A 16,190-nucleotide genomic window follows, 5' to 3' on the forward strand; every position below is an offset into this window, starting at 1 on the left:
CGGCCGTCTACTCGGCGACCTCTTCGACCGTTTCGCCGACGCTTTGGACGTCCCGGCCAATTCCGGCGACCGTGTTGCAGGCGGACAGTGCGAGGCTCGATGCGAACAGCGTCAGCACGATGAATTTCGACATACTCATACTCCTTTCGGGCGGAACCGCGCTATCGCGGGACCGGACAATGCCGGGCGATCCGTTCCATTCCAATAGTGCATTGTAGGAAATCCGGTCGATTCGGGCAGCCCCAAAATATTAAACCCGGAAACGCCTTCCGGGGGGGGTGGAGGCGCTTCCGGGCTAATGTTTCGGATAGCGAGAGCGGGGGGCAAAAAAGGTCACTATCCGACTATCAGAACGCCGGACGGACCCTTTGGTTCCCGAAAAAACCGAAAAAATCGGAAAAAAATCGAAAATCCTTGCATTTCAATATTTTGTACATCGAATTTTTCCAAAAAAATCACAATGTCGGGATGGCGATCGTGAAGAGCGTCCCGGATTCCTCCTCGTCGAGGCTGGCTTGCAGCTGGCGCGCCATACCGGTCAGCACGCGGCGATAGCGCGGGAATTCGTCGCGATTGGACGCTTCGGCAAGAGCGGCCGAGCGCACGGCCAGCCGGGCGCATCGATCCGCGAGCGCCGTCACCGTGATGGCGATCTCGACCCACTCGCCGCACAGCATTGCCAGTTCGACAAGCTCGGTTATGAGAAAGGCCGTCGGCGCCGCGATATCCTGTCCGACGCGAACCGAATCTACATCGAGCGTGATCGCGATTTCGACGCTCGGCGGCGCGCTTTGCTGGAGTCCCGATGCGAGCTCGGCGACCACCGGACGAAGCGGCAGCCCGCTGTCGTTGTCCAGCTCCGCAAAGAGATTGCGCTGCACGATCGCCAGCGCATCGACCCGCCGCTGGATCGATGCATAGGCCGCGGCGCTGTCGTCCGATTTCGCGGCGCGGGCATGGAGATTGAGCAGGCTGGCGATGATCTGCAGGTTGTTCTTCACGCGGTGATGCACTTCGCGCGTCAGCCGGACCTGTTCCTCCAGGCCGGCGGCCAGCTGCTCCTCATGGCTGTGGAGTGTGTCAAAGGCATCTTCGAAGGCTTGCGCCAGCTGCTGGATCTCGATTGCCGAGATCGGGAAATGCGGCAATTCGAAATTGGCATCGCCATTGGCGTGCCGCACGACTGCATGGCGAAGCCGGGTCAGCGGCCGGATCAGCAGTTGGGCAATGGCGATCCAGCCCAGAAGAGCGGCCACGGCCCACATCAAAACCGGCAATGCGATCGCGAATAACTCGGCTGTGCTGAGCGGTCGTTTTTCGAAGCTTGCGGACAGGATAAATCCGGTGTCGCTGATCGGTTTTGCTGCGTTCAGGACCCGGTCGTCCGCGACAGGGTCGCTCCACGGGCGCACGACGACCAGATCGTCGTCCCGCGACAGGGTGATCTGGTAATTGCGCGCCAGCAGTGTGGGCTGCGGGAGCAGCGCAAGCGATTCGCGGGTCAGCTCGGCGAGGCCGATCACGCGGCCGTCGGGGCTGGCCTGGGCGAGTATGATGGCTTCGCGGTCAATGTCGGCCGCCATCGTCGCCTGGCCGGGAGCGGGCAGGTCGATCGTGGAAACGGGCTCAAAGCCTTCGGACGCGCAGATGAGGCGTCCGTCGCCATCCAAAATGGCTAACGGCGGCTTTCGGGGCTCCAGCGCCACTGCCCTGTCGATCGCGCTCTGACAGTTCGCTTCCAGGTCCTCTTGGGCGGCCATCGCCACGACTGCCGACCGCAAGCCCATTTCGGCGTCGGCGATCGCGCTGGAGAGGTGCCGCGACCCGACTTCGGCGAGCAAGTTAACCTCGGCATAGCGGCTTTCGCGCGCATCGCTGGCCTGGTCGAATGACGCAAGGATCGCGACGACGCCCAGCGGCAATAGTGCAATGCCTAGCAACACCAATGTCTTCAGACTGGTCGGAAGTTTCGTCAGACGCCGGGGCGGATTATCGTCTTCGCTCATATCTGGACCGGGCCGGAAACAGGCCGTCGAGGCTCAATCGAGCTTGCCGAGCAAGTCCAGCATTTCCGGAGGAATATCCTCTTTGACGGCGTCTTCATATGCCGAGCGCAATGCATCGCCGATATCGGCGTCCTTCGCTGGCTTCGAATCGTCTGCTGACTTGCCTTTGATTCTCTCGTCCGGCCTGCGCGGATTTTTGCCACCAGAAGCCAATCTGCTCATTCCCCCAAAAAACCACGACCCACGTCCTTCCTAGCCACATAGTTTCAAACTGCGCAACCGCGAATTTCCGGGGAAAAGTTCTTTTCTTACAAATATGTTTGGCACCGAATAATATTCGGCAATCTCGGCCGGCGCGAATTTCCACCTTTCCTCTTGAGTTGTATCGGTCGATCCGCCTACGCGTGTCTGCGTCAACTTTGAGAAGGAATCATCCATGGCGTCATTGGGCCAGCAACTTGCGCCGCATCTGACCTTTTTGCGCCGGTTCTCCCGCGCCTTGACCGGCAACCAGAAGCAGGGTGACGCATTTGTCCGGCTGACGCTTGAATCGATTGTCGCCGATCCGGACTCCTTTCCGCAAGACGTTGATCCGCGGGCGGGACTTTACAAGACTTTTCTCAAAGTCTGGGCTTCAACGGAAAATGGCGATGTCGCGGCAGCCGGCAATTCGGCCGGTGACCCGGCAAGCGAGGCTATTGCCAATGCCCGCCTGGCGATGATCGACAAGGTCTCGCGCCAGGCCCTGCTATTGGCCGAAGTCGAAGGCTTTTCTAATGGAGATATCGCCTATCTTCTCGATTGCACGACCGATCGAGTCGACGCGCTGATCGCCGAAGCGCGCGGGGAAATCGAAGCGCAGTTGAAGACGGACGTGCTGATCATCGAGGATGAGCCCATTATCGCGATGGATATCGAAGCGATCGTTCGCGATCTTGGCCATACTGTGACCGGTATCGCCGTCACGCGCGATGAAGCCGTCGCCGAAGCGGCCAGCCGGGCGCCCGGTCTTGTACTGGCGGATATTCAACTCGCCGACGACAGTTCGGGCATCGATGCCGTCCAGGATATCCTGGACGAGATCGACGTCCCGGTTATTTTCATTACCGCCTTTCCCGAACGTCTGTTGACCGGCGAACGGCCCGAACCCGCTTTTCTCATTACCAAACCATTCCAGAATGCTACGGTGAAGACGGCGATTGCGCAGGCGTTGTTCTTCAACCAGGCAACCGTTCCGGAGTAAGGGCGGCCGCGCGACGGCAAAAAAAGGGCGATCATCGCAACCATGATTTCACATCGAACGCAAAGGACGAGGCATGACTGAAGAAGGGCCGCATCTCACCAAGAAGGAGGCACGCGCCGGTACGACCCCGCATATGACGCGGGTAATACTCGTCGTTTCACTTGTGTTGATCATCGCCATTTTCGGGGTCTTGTTCTGGGCGTGGTGAGTGTCTTCGGCCGACTGCGTTCGGTATGTGGCATTAGCGATTGTTATGGCTTAAACCGTTGGGATCGCTAATAGACCGGTTGGTAGCGGATGAGTTTACGGGGGGGTCCTTAGATGGCCAAAACGCCTAGCAAGGCGGACGGAGAGGCGGAAAAACCCGAACCGCTGAGCGATTCCGAATTCAAGGATCAGCTTGCACAGGTAATCCCGCACCTGCGCGCTTTTGGCCGTTCCCTCTCCGGCAATCGCGACACCGCGGATGACCTCGTGCAGGAAACGCTGCTCAAGGCGTGGGCCGCGCGCGAACGGTTCCAGGCCGGTACCAACATGCGGGCATGGACGTTCATCATTCTGCGCAACCTGTTCCTGTCGCAGATGCGTCGATCAAAGTTCAAAGGCGAATGGGACGATCTGACCGCGGACAAATTGCTCGCCGCGCCGGCCAGCCAGGATCGGCATGTCGAATTGGGCGACATGCAGCGGGCCTTGATGGAATTGCCGGAAACGCAGCGCGAGGCTCTGATCCTCGTGGGAGCCGGCGGTTTCGCCTATGAGGAGGCGGCCGAGATCTGCGGATGTGCAGTCGGGACGATCAAGAGCCGCGTGGCCCGCGGACGGACGGCGCTCGAAGCGCTGATGGACGAAGGCAAGCTCAAGCCTCGTGAGACGCTCGAAAGCGACAACGGCAAGACAGCACTGCAGGAGATCATGAGCGAAGTTGACGAGCTCAGCAACCGCTGAGCAGGCAGGGCCTAGTTGAGTTTGCCGAGAAGTTCTTGAAGCTCGTCGGGTACGTCTTCATCAACAACACGGTCGAACGCGTCGCGCAGACATGCGCCGACCCGGGTTCGATTTTTTGTCGGAAATCCGAGGTGCAGATGGCCATCCGGACGCTTGCCGGACTCCGGACGGCTGGATGGCGAATTGTCGCTCATGCGTGAATAACGTACAAATCGGACAAAAGTTGCATTTGGCCAATAATCGCAGGATCCTGCCCGCATCGTCATGACCGAGAGCGTCGAAAAGGACAGGATTGCCGCGGCGCTCGACCGGGCGCGGCGGTACGCACCTTTTTTGAACCGTCTTGTCGCAGCGAACCCGGAATTTGCGGAATCGCTGACCGATGGGCGGCTGTTCGCACATTTTGGCGATTTTGCCGTGCATCTGGAAACCGAACGCGCAGATTCGGTGTGCGCGTTGCGGCTGGACCGGCAAAAACTCGCGTTGTTCACAGCAATCGGCGATCTTGCGGGGGCGTTCGATCTCGTCGAGACGACCGCACTGCTGTCGGACTTTGCCGACTATGCGCTGGACGAGGCGATCGGGGCGGCCTTCGCGGAACGGCTTCCGGATGCGGCGCCGGCCGGCTTTGCCGTGATCGCTCTCGGCAAGCACGGGAGCCGGGAACTCAACTATTCATCGGACATCGACCTGCTGTTCCTCTTCGATCCGGACACGATGCCGCGCCGGGAGAAGGACGATCCGCAGCGGGCTGCGGTCCGCATCGGACGCCGGGTGGTCGAAATCCTCAACGAGCGGACCGGCGACGGCTATGTCTTCCGGGTCGATTTGCGGCTCCGCCCCTCGCCCGAAGTTACGCCGATCGTGCTCACCCTGGGCGCGGCGATCGCGCATTACGAGACGAGCGCGGAGCCTTGGGAACGGGCGGTTTTCATCCGCGCGCGCGCGGCGGCGGGGGATGTCGAACTCGGGCGCAGGTTTCTGGATGCGATCCAGCCCTTTATCTGGCGCCGGTCGCTCGATTTCGGCGCGATCCGCGCCATTCGCGCGATGTCGCACCGAATTCGCGATCATTATGCGCAGGGCCAGGAATTCGGACCCGGGTACGACCTGAAACGCGGCCGCGGCGGCATTCGGGAGATCGAATTCTACGCCCAGATCCACCAGCTGATCCATGGCGGGCGGGAGCCCGAGCTTCGGGCTCCGGCTACGCTGGATGCGCTGTCGGCGCTCGGCGAGAGCGGTCAGATCGCGCCGCGCGATGCCGATCATCTGGCGAGCGCCTATCGGCTTTTCCGGACGATCGAGCATCGTCTGCAGATGATCGAGGATCAACAGACGCACAGCCTGCCGGAGGACCTGGCGGCGCTGGACGCGGTGGCCGGCCTTCACGGCATGGCGGATGGGGCGGCGGTGCTCGAGGCATTGTCCGGTCCGGTTGCCTATGTCGGCGCGCTCTACGATCAGTTGGAGGACGAGCGGCAGGAAGGGTTGCCGACGGATCCGGAAAGGCTCGAACAGGCGCTCGAAACAGCCGGTTTCAGGCCGGCCGCCGATGCGCGGCGCCGGATAGAAGGCTGGCGCGCAGGGCGGCTGCGCTCCACCCATTCGGCGGTCGCCCGCGAGGCGCTGGAGGATGTGCTGCCGGCGCTGGTCTCCGAGATGGGGATGGCGCCCGATTCGATCGGGGTCATCAACCGGTTCGACGTGCTGCTCGATCGCCTGCCCAGCGCGGTCAACCTGTTTCGCCTGCTTGAGGCCCGGCCGGGGCTGGCGCGCCTGCTGGTCGCCGTGCTCAGCCATGCGCCGGCGCTCGCCGACGAACTCGCGCGCCATGCCGAACTGTTCGACGGCCTGATCGACGCCACGGCCCTCGATCCGCCCGAACCGCTCGGCGAACTCACGGCTCTGCTCGCCGATCGCAGCGCGTCGCCCGACTATCAGCTGCGTCTCGACCGGATGCGCCAGCTGGTGGGCGAGGAGCGGTTCGCGCTCGGCGTCCAGCTGATCGAGGGGCGGAGCGATCCGCTCGACGTCGCGAGCGGTTATGCCCGGGTTGCCGAAGCCGCACTCACCGTGCTCGCCGATGCCGCGATCACCGAATTCGAAGCGGTGCATGGTCGGATTCCCGGCTGCGATCTCGTGATATTGGCACTCGGCCGGTTGGGCGGCCGGGCGCTGACCCATGCGTCGGATCTCGATCTCGTCTATCTGTTTACCGGCGATCATTCAGCGCAGTCGGACGGCGATCGCTCGCTCGGCGCGACCGCCTATTTCCAGCGGCTGGCCCAGCGGGTGACGGCCGCGCTCAGCGTGCCGACGGCTGCCGGACCGCTCTACGAGGTCGATACCCGATTGCGGCCGTCGGGCGCACAGGGGCTGCTCGCCGTCTCGTTCGACAGTTTCAAGGCCTATCATCGCGACAATGCCTGGACCTGGGAGCATATGGCGCTGGCGCGGGCCCGCCCCGTCTTTGGGCCGCAAAAGGCCCGGGACGAAATCGCCGCGACCATCGCGGGGATCCTGGATCGCGAGCGGGATCCCGACCCGTTGATAGCCGATGCGCGGACCATGCGCGCCGAGATAGCCGCACACAAACCGCCGGCCGGGCCGTTCGACGTCAAGCTCGTCGATGGCGGGCTCGTCGATCTCGAATTCTGCGTCCATCTCGTCCAGTTGCGCGACCGGACCGGCTTTAACCCGGAGTTGCGCGATGCGATCGCCGCGCTCGTGGAGGCCGGACTGGTGGATCCCGGTCTTGCCGACGCGCACGATCTGCTGACCCGGATGCTCGTGACGCTGCGCCTCGTGTCGCCGGCGTCGCAGGACATTGCCGAAGCGAACCGGGCGCTGGTCGCCGAACAGTGCGGCGCCGACGACTGGGACAGCCTGGTTGCGGATTACGATCGGGCGCGGCAATGCGTGAGCGGCGAATGGCACAGGCTCGCCATGATTCAGAAAGAAGGAGATTGACGGTGGTCGAAGAAGGTCAAATGGCGCCCGATGTGACGCTGCAACTGCCCGACGAGAGCGAAGTCGCGCTCAGCGCCTATCGTGGCCAGCCGCTGGTCCTCTATTTCTATCCCAAGGACGATACGCCCGGCTGCACCAAGGAGGCGATCGCCTTCACCGATCTCGCGGGCGATTTCGAACAGGCGGGGGCGAAGATCGTCGGCGTCTCGAAGGATCCGCCGGCCAAACATGTCAAATTCGCCGCCAAGCACGATCTCAAGGTCGATCTCGCGACCGATGCCGACGGCTCGGTAACCGAGGCGTTCGGCGTCTGGGTCGAGAAGAACATGTATGGCCGCAAATATATGGGGATTCAGCGCGCGACCTTTCTCATCGACAGCGACGGCAAGGTCGCCAAGATCTGGCCGAAGGTGAAAGTGGCCGGCCATGCCGAAGCGGTGCTCGAAGACGTGAAGGCGCTCGGATAGGCGCATGGGCGGGGCCAGCGTCGCAGAAGCGGTGGCAGGTGTCCTGCGCGCCGCCGATCCGAAGGACAAGGTTTTCGCGGCGCGGTCGGCGGCGCGGAACTGGCGCCTTGGAAGACTGCCGCATGTTTTCGACGCGGATATGCCGGATCGACCCGCACGTCCGGGACGGCCCGAATTGCGGCCGCCATCCGAAATGCCGCGTCGCGGCAAGGGCGGATCCGAGCGTGCCCGGATCGCGATGCTCCACGCGCTGGCGCATATCGAGTTCGTCGCGATCGATCTCGCATTCGACCTGATCGGCCGTTTCGGCAGCGCGTTTCCGCGAGAATTCGTCGACGACTGGATGCGGGTCGGGGCGGAGGAGGCCATGCATTTCGCGCTGCTCGACCGGCGCCTCCGCGATCTCGGCGCTTACTACGGCGCGCTGCCGGCCCATGACGGATTGTGGGAATCGGCCGAAGCGACCGCGCATGATGCGGCGGCACGGCTCGCGATCGTCCCGATGGTGCTGGAGGCGCGGGGGCTGGACGTCACGCCCGCGACGATCGCGCGGTTCGAAAAGGTGGGGGACACGCGTTCGGCAAGGATTCTGGCGAGAATTATGAACGACGAGATTCGCCACGTCGGATTCGGCGTCAAATGGTTCGAATCCCTGTGCAAGGGCGGTAATGTTGCGCCGCAGCAACACTGGCAGAGCCTCGTTTCCCGCTATTTCGGCGGCCGATTGAAGCCGCCATTCAACGACTCAGCGCGTCGACAAGCCGGTTTGACCCGGGATTTCTATTCGTCGCTTGCCTGTTAGGCACTTCGTTAACAATGTCGGCCCACACCGGTTGCGGGGAGGCAAAATCCGTCTCCGGATTGAGTATGGTTCTTGATTTGGGCGCAGAATCTGCGCGGCAAATCGCAAATAACGGGTCGCAAAACCGCTATGATTTCACGTATTTTCGCATCGGCCGGCCACTGGGTTTCAGCGCCTGCCTATGCTTTCGCCGCACTTCTTGCCGCCTTCGCCGTGTCGGCGCCGGCAACCGCTCAAACTAATACGACTGTAGCCGCGGAAAGTTCCGATGTTCGGACACTTTTTGCCAGCTGGCGCCAGAACGAACGGCAGCGCCGGGGCGTGATGGCCATCCCGTCGCTCCGCCCGGTCGAGGGCTATCGCCTGACCAGCAGCTTCGGCACGCGCAACGATCCGTTCCGCCGCGGCCGTCGCATGCATAACGGTCTCGATATGGCGGGCCCGATCGGAACGCCGATCTACGCGACCGCCGACGGCATTGTCGGCCGCGCCCAGTGGCTCGGCGGCTATGGCAAATATGTCGAGATCAACCATGGCGGCGAGATCCAGACCCGCTACGGCCATATGTCGCAGATCCTGGTCGAGCCGGGTGCGCGGGTGACGCGCGGCCAGCTCATCGGCCGGATGGGCTCCACCGGCCGCTCGACGGGCAGCCACCTTCATTACGAAGTCCGCGTCGCCGGACTTCCGGTCAATCCGATGCCGTTCATGACATCGGGCCAGTATCTCGCGCAGCTGGCTTCGGCGAGCAGCGCGACCGAAGGAACGACGGCCGTCGGCGCGAGCCAATAGCGTTTTCGTCGCGTTGTCGAAAAAAGGGGCTCGGCGCTTGCCGCGGACGGCCTCTTTTCCTATTTTGAGTACATGACCGACGTAATCGATATCGATCTGACGCAATCGGCCGCGACGCGTGTGGCGGCAATCGCCGAACGCCAGGGCAAGCCCGCCATATTGCGGCTGGCCGTGGACGGCGGCGGTTGTGCCGGGTTCCAGTATCGCTTCGAACTCGCCGACGGCGTCGAGGACGACGACGTGCTGGCCGAGCGGGACGGCGTGAAACTCGTCGTCGACACGATCAGCCTCGATCTGGTGCGCGGCTGCTCGGTCGATTTCGTCGAAAATCTCGGTGGAGCGGCCTTTCAGGTTAATAATCCCAATGCCCAGTCGGGCTGCGGCTGCGGCACGAGTTTCTCGGTCTAATCCGCTTTCAGTAGCATAACGATACGCGTCGCGGGATCGAAGCCGTCCGCATATTCCACGTCGAGTTCGGCCCGTACGCCCGGAGAAGGGTCTGGCCACTCCGCAAAGCCAAGCGACGCATAAAAGGGCTCGTTCCAAGAGATTTTCCGGTCCGTGATCAGCGCCAGCGTGGTAGCGCGCTCGCGGGCGTGGGCAATGACATGCCGCATGAGCTTGCGACCGATCCCGCGGCGCTGGAAGTCCGCGCCGACGGCGAGCTGGTCTATATATAGCAGATCGTCGACGGCATGCGCGCAGAGAAAGCCCGCTATCCGGTCGTCCTCCTCCCACACCCAGAGCCGCCCCTCGCCGAGGCTTCGCTCGTAGCGGTCGCGCGGCGGCGGCCATTTGCCGATCGCCCATTCCAGATGCGTGCCGCGAAACAGCGTGTCGGCCGATTCCTCGATGGCGCCGATTTCGCCGAGTTCTCCGCTGCGCGCCGCGCGTATCAAATCTCATCTCCCGGCTGGCCCCGTCCCATCGATCGGGGCATAAGGCGTTCCCATGAAAATCGCGACCTACAATGTGAACGGGATCAATGCCCGGCTGCCCCGACTCACCGAATGGCTCGCCGAGCAGAAGCCCGATGTGGTGTGCCTGCAGGAGCTCAAGGGCGATGGCGACCGCCTGCCCGTCAAGGCGATCGAGGAGGCGGGCTATGGCGGCGTCTGGCTGGGGCAGAAGGGGTTCAACGGCGTCGCGATCCTGGCGCGCGAGGCGGAACCTGTCGAGCATCGGCGCGGCCTTCCGGGAGACGATGAGGACGAGCAGAGCCGCTATATCGAGGCGGAGATCGGCGACGTGATCGTCGCGTCGATCTACCTGCCCAACGGCAATCCCCAGCCCGGCCCCAAATTCGACTACAAGCTCGCCTGGATGGAGCGGCTGCTGGCGCGCGCCGAAGAGCTGTTCGCGACCGAGCGGCCGGTCGTGCTGGCCGGCGATTATAATGTGATCCCGACCGATCAGGATATCTATTCGCCGGACAAGATGACCGACGACGCGCTGACCCAGCCGGAAAGCCGCGCCGCGTTCCGCCGGCTCGCGGCGATGGGCTGGACCGATGCGATCCGCGCGCGGTTTCCGACGGGCAGGATCTGGACCTATTGGGACTATCAGGCCGGCGCCTGGCAGCGCGATGCGGGCTTTCGCATCGATCATCTGATGCTGAGCCCGGTCGCCGCCGACCGCCTGCGCGATGCCGGCGTCGACAAGGAATATCGCGGCCGCGAAAAGGCGTCGGACCATACGCCGGTCTGGGTCGAGCTGGCTGGCTGACGGTTTCTCTCATTAAGTTCCCGTTTCGTTTACACCCGCCGCACCCGATGTGCGCTTAAGTTCCCGTCCGGTTGACGGCCATCCGGTCGACAGGGGCCGGCTTCCGCCGCGCCAGCACCGAGTCCATGCGGGAGAGGGCGACGCGCAGCTCGGCGCTGGACAGCGCGGCGTGATCGGGCTCACGATCGGGGATCGCATCGATGTCGCAAAAGGCCGCCACGCGCGCCTGCCGGTGCCGCGCCGCCGCCTCCCACGCCGCGGCGAAGGCGGGGTTGCGGCGGCGCAGTTTCGTCACCGACCGCCGCGACAGCCCGAGCGCCGCGCAGGACGCGCCGACCCGACCGCTCGCCTCGAACAGCGACAGAAAACACCGCATCCGCCGCGCCGTCCAGCCCGAGCGGCGGTTGCGGATGATCGCGTCGGCGAGGGGGTCGGGCGTGACACACGCCGTTTGTCCTGCGCCCGTCGAAGGGCTGTTCTTTCCTGTCAAAGTCCCGGAAGAAAAGCGCAGGGCTTCGACAGGCTCAGCCCGAACGGAATCTGTGTTATCCCCGCCATTCCCGCTTTCGCGGAAGCGACGATGAGAAGGGGAGGCAGCGAGGCCGATGGCTTCCCGCAATGCATGTGTCCGATGCGTCATCCATCATAATGGCACATGGTTTTTCCTACATTGCAAGGACGTTCGGATACTTCCAGTTCGCGGTGGAAGTCCGTTTGCGCCCCCTTATCGAACATTGATCTTGGCGGAGCGGATTGTCCACGAACAGCCCCGAAATTTCAGCTATCCTGTCTCAAGTGGTATGGTGACAACAAGCCATAACCAGAAGCAGGAAACGGGGATCGCAGGAGATGCCAGCTTCGCTAGGCAGTCGTCGCTCTATCAAGGGCCTTTTCATTGCGGCCCTCGTCGTCCTTTGCGGTTCGTTTAGTTCTCCCGCTCATTCTTCTTCGGGCGAGGCCTATGTAATGCGCCTCGAGGGCGCGATCGGCCCTGCTTCGGCGTCCTTCATCGCCGATGGACTGGGGCAGGCCAGCCAGGCTGACGCCGAACTTGTCGTCATCTCCATGGATACGCCCGGAGGCCTCGACACCTCCATGCGTGAAATCATCCAGGCCATCCTTGCGATGCCGATCCCGGTCGTAACCTATGTCCATCCCAGCGGGGCCCGGGCTGCGAGCGCCGGGACATATATACTTTACGCAAGTCACGTTGCAGCGATGACCCCCGGAACGAACCTTGGCGCGGCGACGCCTATCCAGATCGGTGCGGCTCCTTCGCCCGAAGGCGATGGCGAGGACGGGGAAGCAGGGAATTCGCCGGCGACTGCTGCTGAACGCAAGGCAGTGAACGATGCCGTTGCCTATATACGGTCACTGGCTGAAATGCGCGGCCGAAACGCCGACTGGGGCGAAGAGTCGGTCCGAGAGGCCGCGAGCCTATCCGCAGACGCGGCCCTGGAGCAGGGCGTGATCGATATAGTCGCGCCCAATCTTGCATCCTTGCTCGAACAATTGGACGGGACGACCGTGACAATCGATGGCGAGACACGCGAGGTGAGAACCGCCGGGCTCACCGTGAGGGAGATCGAGCCCGGCTGGACGACCCAGTTGCTCGCGACCATCACCAACCCCAACATCGCGCTCATTCTGCTGATGATTGGGATTTACGGGATGATTTTCGAATTCCTCAATCCCGGGTCGCTCGTACCCGGGACGGTGGGCGCCATTTGCCTGCTGATCGGCCTCTATGCCTTGGCGGCGCTGCCCGTCGATTTTGTCGGTCTCGCGCTGATCCTGCTTGGAATTGGGCTTATGGTCGGCGAAGCTTTTGCGCCGTCGTTCGGCATCCTGGGTATCGGCGGGCTCGTTGCGCTCGTTTTCGGTGCGACGATCCTGTTCGATACCGACGTGCCGGAATTCCGCGTCAACTGGTCCGTGATAGCTGCCATCGGCGTGTTCGGCGCGGGCCTGGTCATCCTTGTCGCCCGCGTCGGCATCAGTTCGTTCAAGCATCGCGTCGTCACTGGTCCGGAAGAACTGATCGGAGCATCGGCGACAGTCATCGACTGGACGGACGGCAAAGGGCACGTCCTTGTTCATTCGGAACGCTGGAACGCCGAAGGGCCGGAAGGCCTGAGCGAGGGCCAGGGCGTCATCGTCAAGGAATTGTCGGGCCTGAAACTGACGGTCTCGCCGTCGGGAGACCCCGGACCCTGATCGCAAGGAGGAAAGAATGGATTTTCTGAATTATGGCTTCTTCGTGCCGCTGGTGCTGCTGGTCCTTGCCTTCCTCTGGGCCGCGATCAAGATACTGCGCGAATATGAACGCGCGGTCGTTTTTACTTTGGGGCGCTTTACCGGGGTGAAGGGACCCGGCCTCATCCTTCTCATACCATTCGTCCAACAGATCGTTAGGACTGACCTCAGAACCATCGTACTCGACGTGCCCACCCAGGATGTCATCTCACGCGATAACGTTTCGGTGAAGGTAAATGCCGTCGTATATTTCCGTATCGTCGATCCGGAGAGCGCGATCATCCAGGTAGAAAACTTCATCCAGGCCACGAGCGAACTCGCCCAGACAACGCTACGATCGGTACTGGGCAAGCATGAGTTGGATGAGATGCTCTCAGAGCGTGACAAGCTCAACGAGGACCTCCAGGAAATCCTCGATAAGCAGACAGACCCTTGGGGGATCAAGGTCGCCAATGTCGAGATCAAGCATGTCGATATCGATGAATCGATGGTGCGCGCGATTGCCCGCCAAGCCGAGGCCGAACGCGAGCGGCGCGCAAAGGTCATCAATGCCGAAGGTGAATACCAGGCCGCTGCAAAGCTGCTCGAAGCAGCGCGCGTGCTGGGCCAAGCCCCCGAAGCCATGCAGCTGCGCTACCTTTCGACGCTGAACGTGCTTGCCAATGAACAGAACAGCTCGACGATCGTCTTCCCCTTCCCGATAGATCTGAGTGGCTGGTTCGGCAAAGGCGAAAGCTGATGCGCCCGGCGCCAGGCAATTTGCGGAACCTCGTCATGGGAACGTGGTGCAATTCTATTTAGGCCCAGGCCAACGCTTCGATCAGTCCGTGAATGGCTACTGTCATTGGAGACGTACAGAATCTGCAAGCGCCAACATTGTGTCATAGGCAAGTCATTCCGGTGGAATTAGGCCGAACGGCGGCTTTCGCAACTCAATCCTTAAGAGCCGACAGTCCGCAACCGGCCCCGAAACAGTCATTTCTCTTCTGGTGAAAATCTCGCGGCCGCCCGCCCCCTAAAGCGCCTTCTCATACACCGAATATACCCGGTTCACCTCGCCCTTGATCGCGTCGGCGATGGCGACCATTCCCTGGTTGTCGTCGAGGATCCAGCCGACTTCGGCGCGTTCCACGCCCATCCGCTCGACGCCCCAGCGGCGGATATGCTCGATCATCATGAAGGCGAGCTGGCTGGCGAGGCGGCTGTTCTGGTGTTCGGGGAGCACGCCCATCAGCGGCACGCGGCCGCCCTTCCATTTCCGGCGTTTGAGCTTCCAGAGCAGCTTCGCCCAACCGAACGGCAGTAGCGAGCCGTTCATGTGCTTCAGCGCCTCGTTGACGTCGGGCAGGCAGAGCATGAAGGCGGCGGGCTTGCCGTCATATTCGGCGATCAGGTTGATTTCGGGATAGATGACCGGCTTCAGCTTGGTCTTGATATAGTGCACTTCGCTGTCGGTGATCGGAACGAAGCCCCAGTTTTTGCTCCAGGCCTGGTTGAGTATCGAGAGGATCAGCGTCGCTTCCTCGTCGAAGCGGCGCATATCGACCGGGCGTATATTGATCCGCTCGTTGCGCTCGCCCGATTGCACGATCCGGCGGATGATCGGCGGAAAGCCGTCCGCCACCGGGACGATGAAGGTGTGGAGCTGCTTGGCTTCCGTATGGCCGCATGCCTCGATCCATCCCGCATAGGCCGGTTTGTGATGGCCCATCATGATCATCGGGCGGTGGTCGTGGCCCTTGGTGAGCAGGCCCGGTTCGTCCCAGACGGAAAGGCTCAGCGGGCCGAGCGCGCGGGTCATGCCCTGGCCGCGCAGCCAGTCCTCGGCGGCGGCGAGCAGCGCGGCCATGACCGCCTCGTCTTCCGCCTCCATCATGCCCCAATTGCCGGTGCCCGGGCCCATGCCCTGTTCGATCGGCTGTTCGAGCGCGAGATGGTCGATATGCGCGGAAATCCGGCCGACCGGCTTGCCGTCCCGCCAGGCGAGGAGCGGCTGGACGTCGGCATGCTCGTAAAACGGGTTCTTGCCCGGCGTCAGCAGTTCGATCACCTCGGAGCGCAGCGGCGGAACCCAGTACGGCGTATCGGCATTCAGCCGATAGGCCAGATCGACGAATGTCTTGAGTTCCGCCTTGCCGGTGACCGGGCGGACGGCAATGTCTGCGCTCATGATGGGTGCGGCTGTCTCGCCTAGTCCTTGGCGCGCTGGGTCGGATGCCCGGTCGCCACTCCGCCCGAAAGCTCCGCCACCCAGGGATAGCGTTCTGCGGTTTCGGGCGTGTAGCCGAGGTTGAACACCGTCTCGCTCTTTTCCTTCCGGTCGGGGCGCTCGTAGAAGGTGCCGAACACCTTGTCCCAGAAGAAGTTGGTGATCCCGAAATTGCCGCTCTCGTCATGGAAGTGATGGGCCATGTGGCGCGCTTTCATCTGGGCGAGCCACTTGTTGCGCGGCTTGTATTTGAGATGCTGCACGCAGTGGCAGAACTCGTAGAAGCAGGTCGTCAGGAGACCGGCGCCCACGGCAGCCGCCGCGCCGCCGATGCCGCCGATCAGCCAGCCGATCGGCGCGAGGATGACGACGATCGTCGGCAGGGTCGTCGAGAGCGAGCCGAACAGCACCTCGAGATGGTTCGGGTCCTGATGGTGATCGTAATGGATACGCTTCCAGACCGGCGAGAGGATCTTCACCTTGTACATCCACTGGCTGTGCAGCACCCAGCGGTGCAGCAGGTACCAGGCAAGCGGATATGCCATCACGGCGACGGCAAGACTGACGACGGTCTGCGCCAGCGTCGCCGGCTGCCAGAGCCAGACGCCGAACGACACGACGGACAGAACGAGATAGGCGATGATCGCCGGATACTGAAAATAGGCGACGACCAATTCCTTGAACGTCATCTTGTCCAGATAGTGCGACCGATTCCAAATCCCGGGGCGCGCGGTGGCTGCGACTCTCACGTCTAACTTCCTTTAATCAT

At 62.5% G+C, this 16,190-nt stretch carries 19 protein-coding genes; 11 read left to right on the forward strand and 8 right to left on the reverse strand.

Annotated elements, in window-relative coordinates:
• Positions 1–7 precede the first annotated feature (7 nt).
• From HFP57_RS15565 to HFP57_RS15575, 3 genes are all read right to left on the reverse strand, one after another.
• Entirely contained in the window at positions 8–133 is a 126-nt protein-coding gene (locus HFP57_RS15565) for an entericidin A/B family lipoprotein (protein WP_176870642.1), read from the reverse strand.
• A gap of 322 nt (positions 134–455) precedes the next feature.
• Positions 456–1,943 carry a sensor histidine kinase gene (locus tag HFP57_RS15570; RefSeq protein ID WP_218135033.1) on the reverse strand — a complete coding sequence of 496 codons (1,488 nt, stop codon included), beginning with the start codon at positions 1,941–1,943 and terminating at the stop codon, positions 456–458.
• A gap of 96 nt (positions 1,944–2,039) precedes the next feature.
• Positions 2,040–2,228 (reverse strand): NepR family anti-sigma factor, encoded by a 189-nt coding sequence (locus tag HFP57_RS15575; protein ID WP_176870644.1) that lies wholly within the window; start codon positions 2,226–2,228, stop codon positions 2,040–2,042.
• Between the two features lie 214 nt (positions 2,229–2,442).
• Here HFP57_RS15575 and HFP57_RS15580 point away from each other — a divergent pair, with 214 nt between their 5' ends.
• The 3 genes from HFP57_RS15580 to HFP57_RS15585 all read left to right on the forward strand — a co-directional run bounded on the left by HFP57_RS15580 (position 2,443) and on the right by HFP57_RS15585 (position 4,197).
• Positions 2,443–3,249: a response regulator gene (locus HFP57_RS15580; RefSeq protein ID WP_176870645.1), complete on the forward strand. Its 807-nt coding sequence runs from the start codon at positions 2,443–2,445 to the stop codon at positions 3,247–3,249.
• Positions 3,250–3,322: 73 nt separating this feature from the next.
• Positions 3,323–3,457 (forward strand): hypothetical protein, encoded by a 135-nt coding sequence (locus HFP57_RS18180; protein ID WP_281363100.1) that lies wholly within the window; start codon positions 3,323–3,325, stop codon positions 3,455–3,457.
• Positions 3,458–3,570: 113 nt separating this feature from the next.
• Positions 3,571–4,197, forward strand: a complete 627-nt coding sequence (locus HFP57_RS15585) for a sigma-70 family RNA polymerase sigma factor (RefSeq protein ID WP_176870646.1) — start codon at positions 3,571–3,573, stop codon at positions 4,195–4,197.
• A gap of 11 nt (positions 4,198–4,208) precedes the next feature.
• Here HFP57_RS15585 and HFP57_RS15590 read toward each other — a convergent pair whose 3' ends face one another.
• Positions 4,209–4,391, reverse strand: coding sequence for a NepR family anti-sigma factor (locus HFP57_RS15590; RefSeq protein WP_176870647.1), 183 nt, complete (start codon positions 4,389–4,391; stop codon positions 4,209–4,211).
• A 70-nt stretch (positions 4,392–4,461) separates the two neighbouring features.
• On the opposite strand from HFP57_RS15590, the gene glnE reads away from it, so the two are divergent.
• The 5 genes from glnE (at position 4,462) to erpA (ending at position 9,639) form a co-directional block, all read left to right on the forward strand.
• Complete coding sequence (glnE, locus tag HFP57_RS15595) at positions 4,462–7,170, forward strand: bifunctional [glutamate--ammonia ligase]-adenylyl-L-tyrosine phosphorylase/[glutamate--ammonia-ligase] adenylyltransferase (protein WP_176870648.1); 2,709 nt, start codon at positions 4,462–4,464, stop codon at positions 7,168–7,170.
• Between the two features lie 2 nt (positions 7,171–7,172).
• Positions 7,173–7,637 carry a thioredoxin-dependent thiol peroxidase gene (gene bcp, locus HFP57_RS15600; protein WP_218135034.1) on the forward strand — a complete coding sequence of 155 codons (465 nt, stop codon included), beginning with the start codon at positions 7,173–7,175 and terminating at the stop codon, positions 7,635–7,637.
• A gap of 4 nt (positions 7,638–7,641) precedes the next feature.
• Positions 7,642–8,439, forward strand: a complete 798-nt coding sequence (locus HFP57_RS15605; RefSeq protein ID WP_176870650.1) for a ferritin-like domain-containing protein — start codon at positions 7,642–7,644, stop codon at positions 8,437–8,439.
• A gap of 324 nt (positions 8,440–8,763) precedes the next feature.
• Positions 8,764–9,231, forward strand: coding sequence for a M23 family metallopeptidase (locus HFP57_RS15610; protein WP_246263685.1), 468 nt, complete (start codon positions 8,764–8,766; stop codon positions 9,229–9,231).
• A gap of 72 nt (positions 9,232–9,303) precedes the next feature.
• On the forward strand, positions 9,304–9,639 hold the full coding sequence (gene erpA, locus HFP57_RS15615; RefSeq protein ID WP_176870652.1) for an iron-sulfur cluster insertion protein ErpA: 336 nt from the start codon (positions 9,304–9,306) through the stop codon (positions 9,637–9,639).
• Here the strand turns inward: erpA and HFP57_RS15620 are convergent.
• Positions 9,636–10,130: a GNAT family N-acetyltransferase gene (locus HFP57_RS15620; RefSeq protein ID WP_176870653.1), complete on the reverse strand. Its 495-nt coding sequence runs from the start codon at positions 10,128–10,130 to the stop codon at positions 9,636–9,638. The two genes, erpA and HFP57_RS15620, sit on opposite strands and share 4 nt — an antisense overlap.
• A 52-nt stretch (positions 10,131–10,182) precedes the next feature.
• Here HFP57_RS15620 and xth point away from each other — a divergent pair, with 52 nt between their 5' ends.
• Positions 10,183–10,956 carry an exodeoxyribonuclease III gene (xth, locus tag HFP57_RS15625; protein WP_176870654.1) on the forward strand — a complete coding sequence of 258 codons (774 nt, stop codon included), beginning with the start codon at positions 10,183–10,185 and terminating at the stop codon, positions 10,954–10,956.
• Between the two features lie 55 nt (positions 10,957–11,011).
• Here the strand turns inward: xth and HFP57_RS15630 are convergent, their stop codons facing one another.
• On the reverse strand, positions 11,012–11,446 hold the full coding sequence (locus tag HFP57_RS15630) for a hypothetical protein (protein WP_176870655.1): 435 nt from the start codon (positions 11,444–11,446) through the stop codon (positions 11,012–11,014).
• A 476-nt stretch (positions 11,447–11,922) separates the two neighbouring features.
• Here HFP57_RS15630 and HFP57_RS15635 point away from each other — a divergent pair, with 476 nt between their 5' ends.
• Positions 11,923–13,173, forward strand: a complete 1,251-nt coding sequence (locus tag HFP57_RS15635) for an NfeD family protein (protein ID WP_246263197.1) — start codon at positions 11,923–11,925, stop codon at positions 13,171–13,173.
• Between the two features lie 16 nt (positions 13,174–13,189).
• Complete coding sequence (locus HFP57_RS15640; RefSeq protein ID WP_176870657.1) at positions 13,190–13,951, forward strand: slipin family protein; 762 nt, start codon at positions 13,190–13,192, stop codon at positions 13,949–13,951.
• Between the two features lie 276 nt (positions 13,952–14,227).
• Here HFP57_RS15640 and HFP57_RS15645 read toward each other — a convergent pair whose 3' ends face one another.
• Positions 14,228–15,385 carry an N-acetyltransferase gene (locus HFP57_RS15645; protein WP_176871358.1) on the reverse strand — a complete coding sequence of 386 codons (1,158 nt, stop codon included), beginning with the start codon at positions 15,383–15,385 and terminating at the stop codon, positions 14,228–14,230.
• 17 nt (positions 15,386–15,402) lie between these two features.
• Complete coding sequence (locus HFP57_RS15650) at positions 15,403–16,110, reverse strand: sterol desaturase family protein (protein ID WP_176871359.1); 708 nt, start codon at positions 16,108–16,110, stop codon at positions 15,403–15,405.
• Positions 16,111–16,190: the final 80 nt, after the last annotated feature.

The organism is Parasphingopyxis algicola (assembly GCF_013378075.1).
Lineage (GTDB): Bacteria > Pseudomonadota > Alphaproteobacteria > Sphingomonadales > Sphingomonadaceae > Parasphingopyxis > Parasphingopyxis algicola.

Bases quoted from the DNA above. Each gene is read 5' to 3' on its own strand.
- HFP57_RS15565 (WP_176870642.1), bottom strand. From the start codon at position 133: ATGTCGAAATTCATCGTGCTGACGCTGTTCGCATCGAGCCTCGCACTG.
- HFP57_RS15575 (WP_176870644.1), bottom strand. From the start codon at position 2,228: ATGAGCAGATTGGCTTCTGGTGGCAAAAATCCGCGCAGGCCGGACGAG.
- HFP57_RS15580 (WP_176870645.1), top strand. From the start codon at position 2,443: ATGGCGTCATTGGGCCAGCAACTTGCGCCGCATCTGACCTTTTTGCGC.
- HFP57_RS18180 (WP_281363100.1), top strand. From the start codon at position 3,323: ATGACTGAAGAAGGGCCGCATCTCACCAAGAAGGAGGCACGCGCCGGT.
- HFP57_RS15585 (WP_176870646.1), top strand. From the start codon at position 3,571: ATGGCCAAAACGCCTAGCAAGGCGGACGGAGAGGCGGAAAAACCCGAA.
- HFP57_RS15590 (WP_176870647.1), bottom strand. From the start codon at position 4,391: ATGAGCGACAATTCGCCATCCAGCCGTCCGGAGTCCGGCAAGCGTCCG.
- glnE (WP_176870648.1), top strand. From the start codon at position 4,462: ATGACCGAGAGCGTCGAAAAGGACAGGATTGCCGCGGCGCTCGACCGG.
- HFP57_RS15605 (WP_176870650.1), top strand. From the start codon at position 7,642: ATGGGCGGGGCCAGCGTCGCAGAAGCGGTGGCAGGTGTCCTGCGCGCC.
- HFP57_RS15610 (WP_246263685.1), top strand. From the start codon at position 8,764: ATGGCCATCCCGTCGCTCCGCCCGGTCGAGGGCTATCGCCTGACCAGC.
- erpA (WP_176870652.1), top strand. From the start codon at position 9,304: ATGACCGACGTAATCGATATCGATCTGACGCAATCGGCCGCGACGCGT.
- xth (WP_176870654.1), top strand. From the start codon at position 10,183: ATGAAAATCGCGACCTACAATGTGAACGGGATCAATGCCCGGCTGCCC.
- HFP57_RS15635 (WP_246263197.1), top strand. From the start codon at position 11,923: ATGCGCCTCGAGGGCGCGATCGGCCCTGCTTCGGCGTCCTTCATCGCC.
- HFP57_RS15640 (WP_176870657.1), top strand. From the start codon at position 13,190: ATGGATTTTCTGAATTATGGCTTCTTCGTGCCGCTGGTGCTGCTGGTC.
- HFP57_RS15650 (WP_176871359.1), bottom strand. From the start codon at position 16,110: ATGACGTTCAAGGAATTGGTCGTCGCCTATTTTCAGTATCCGGCGATC.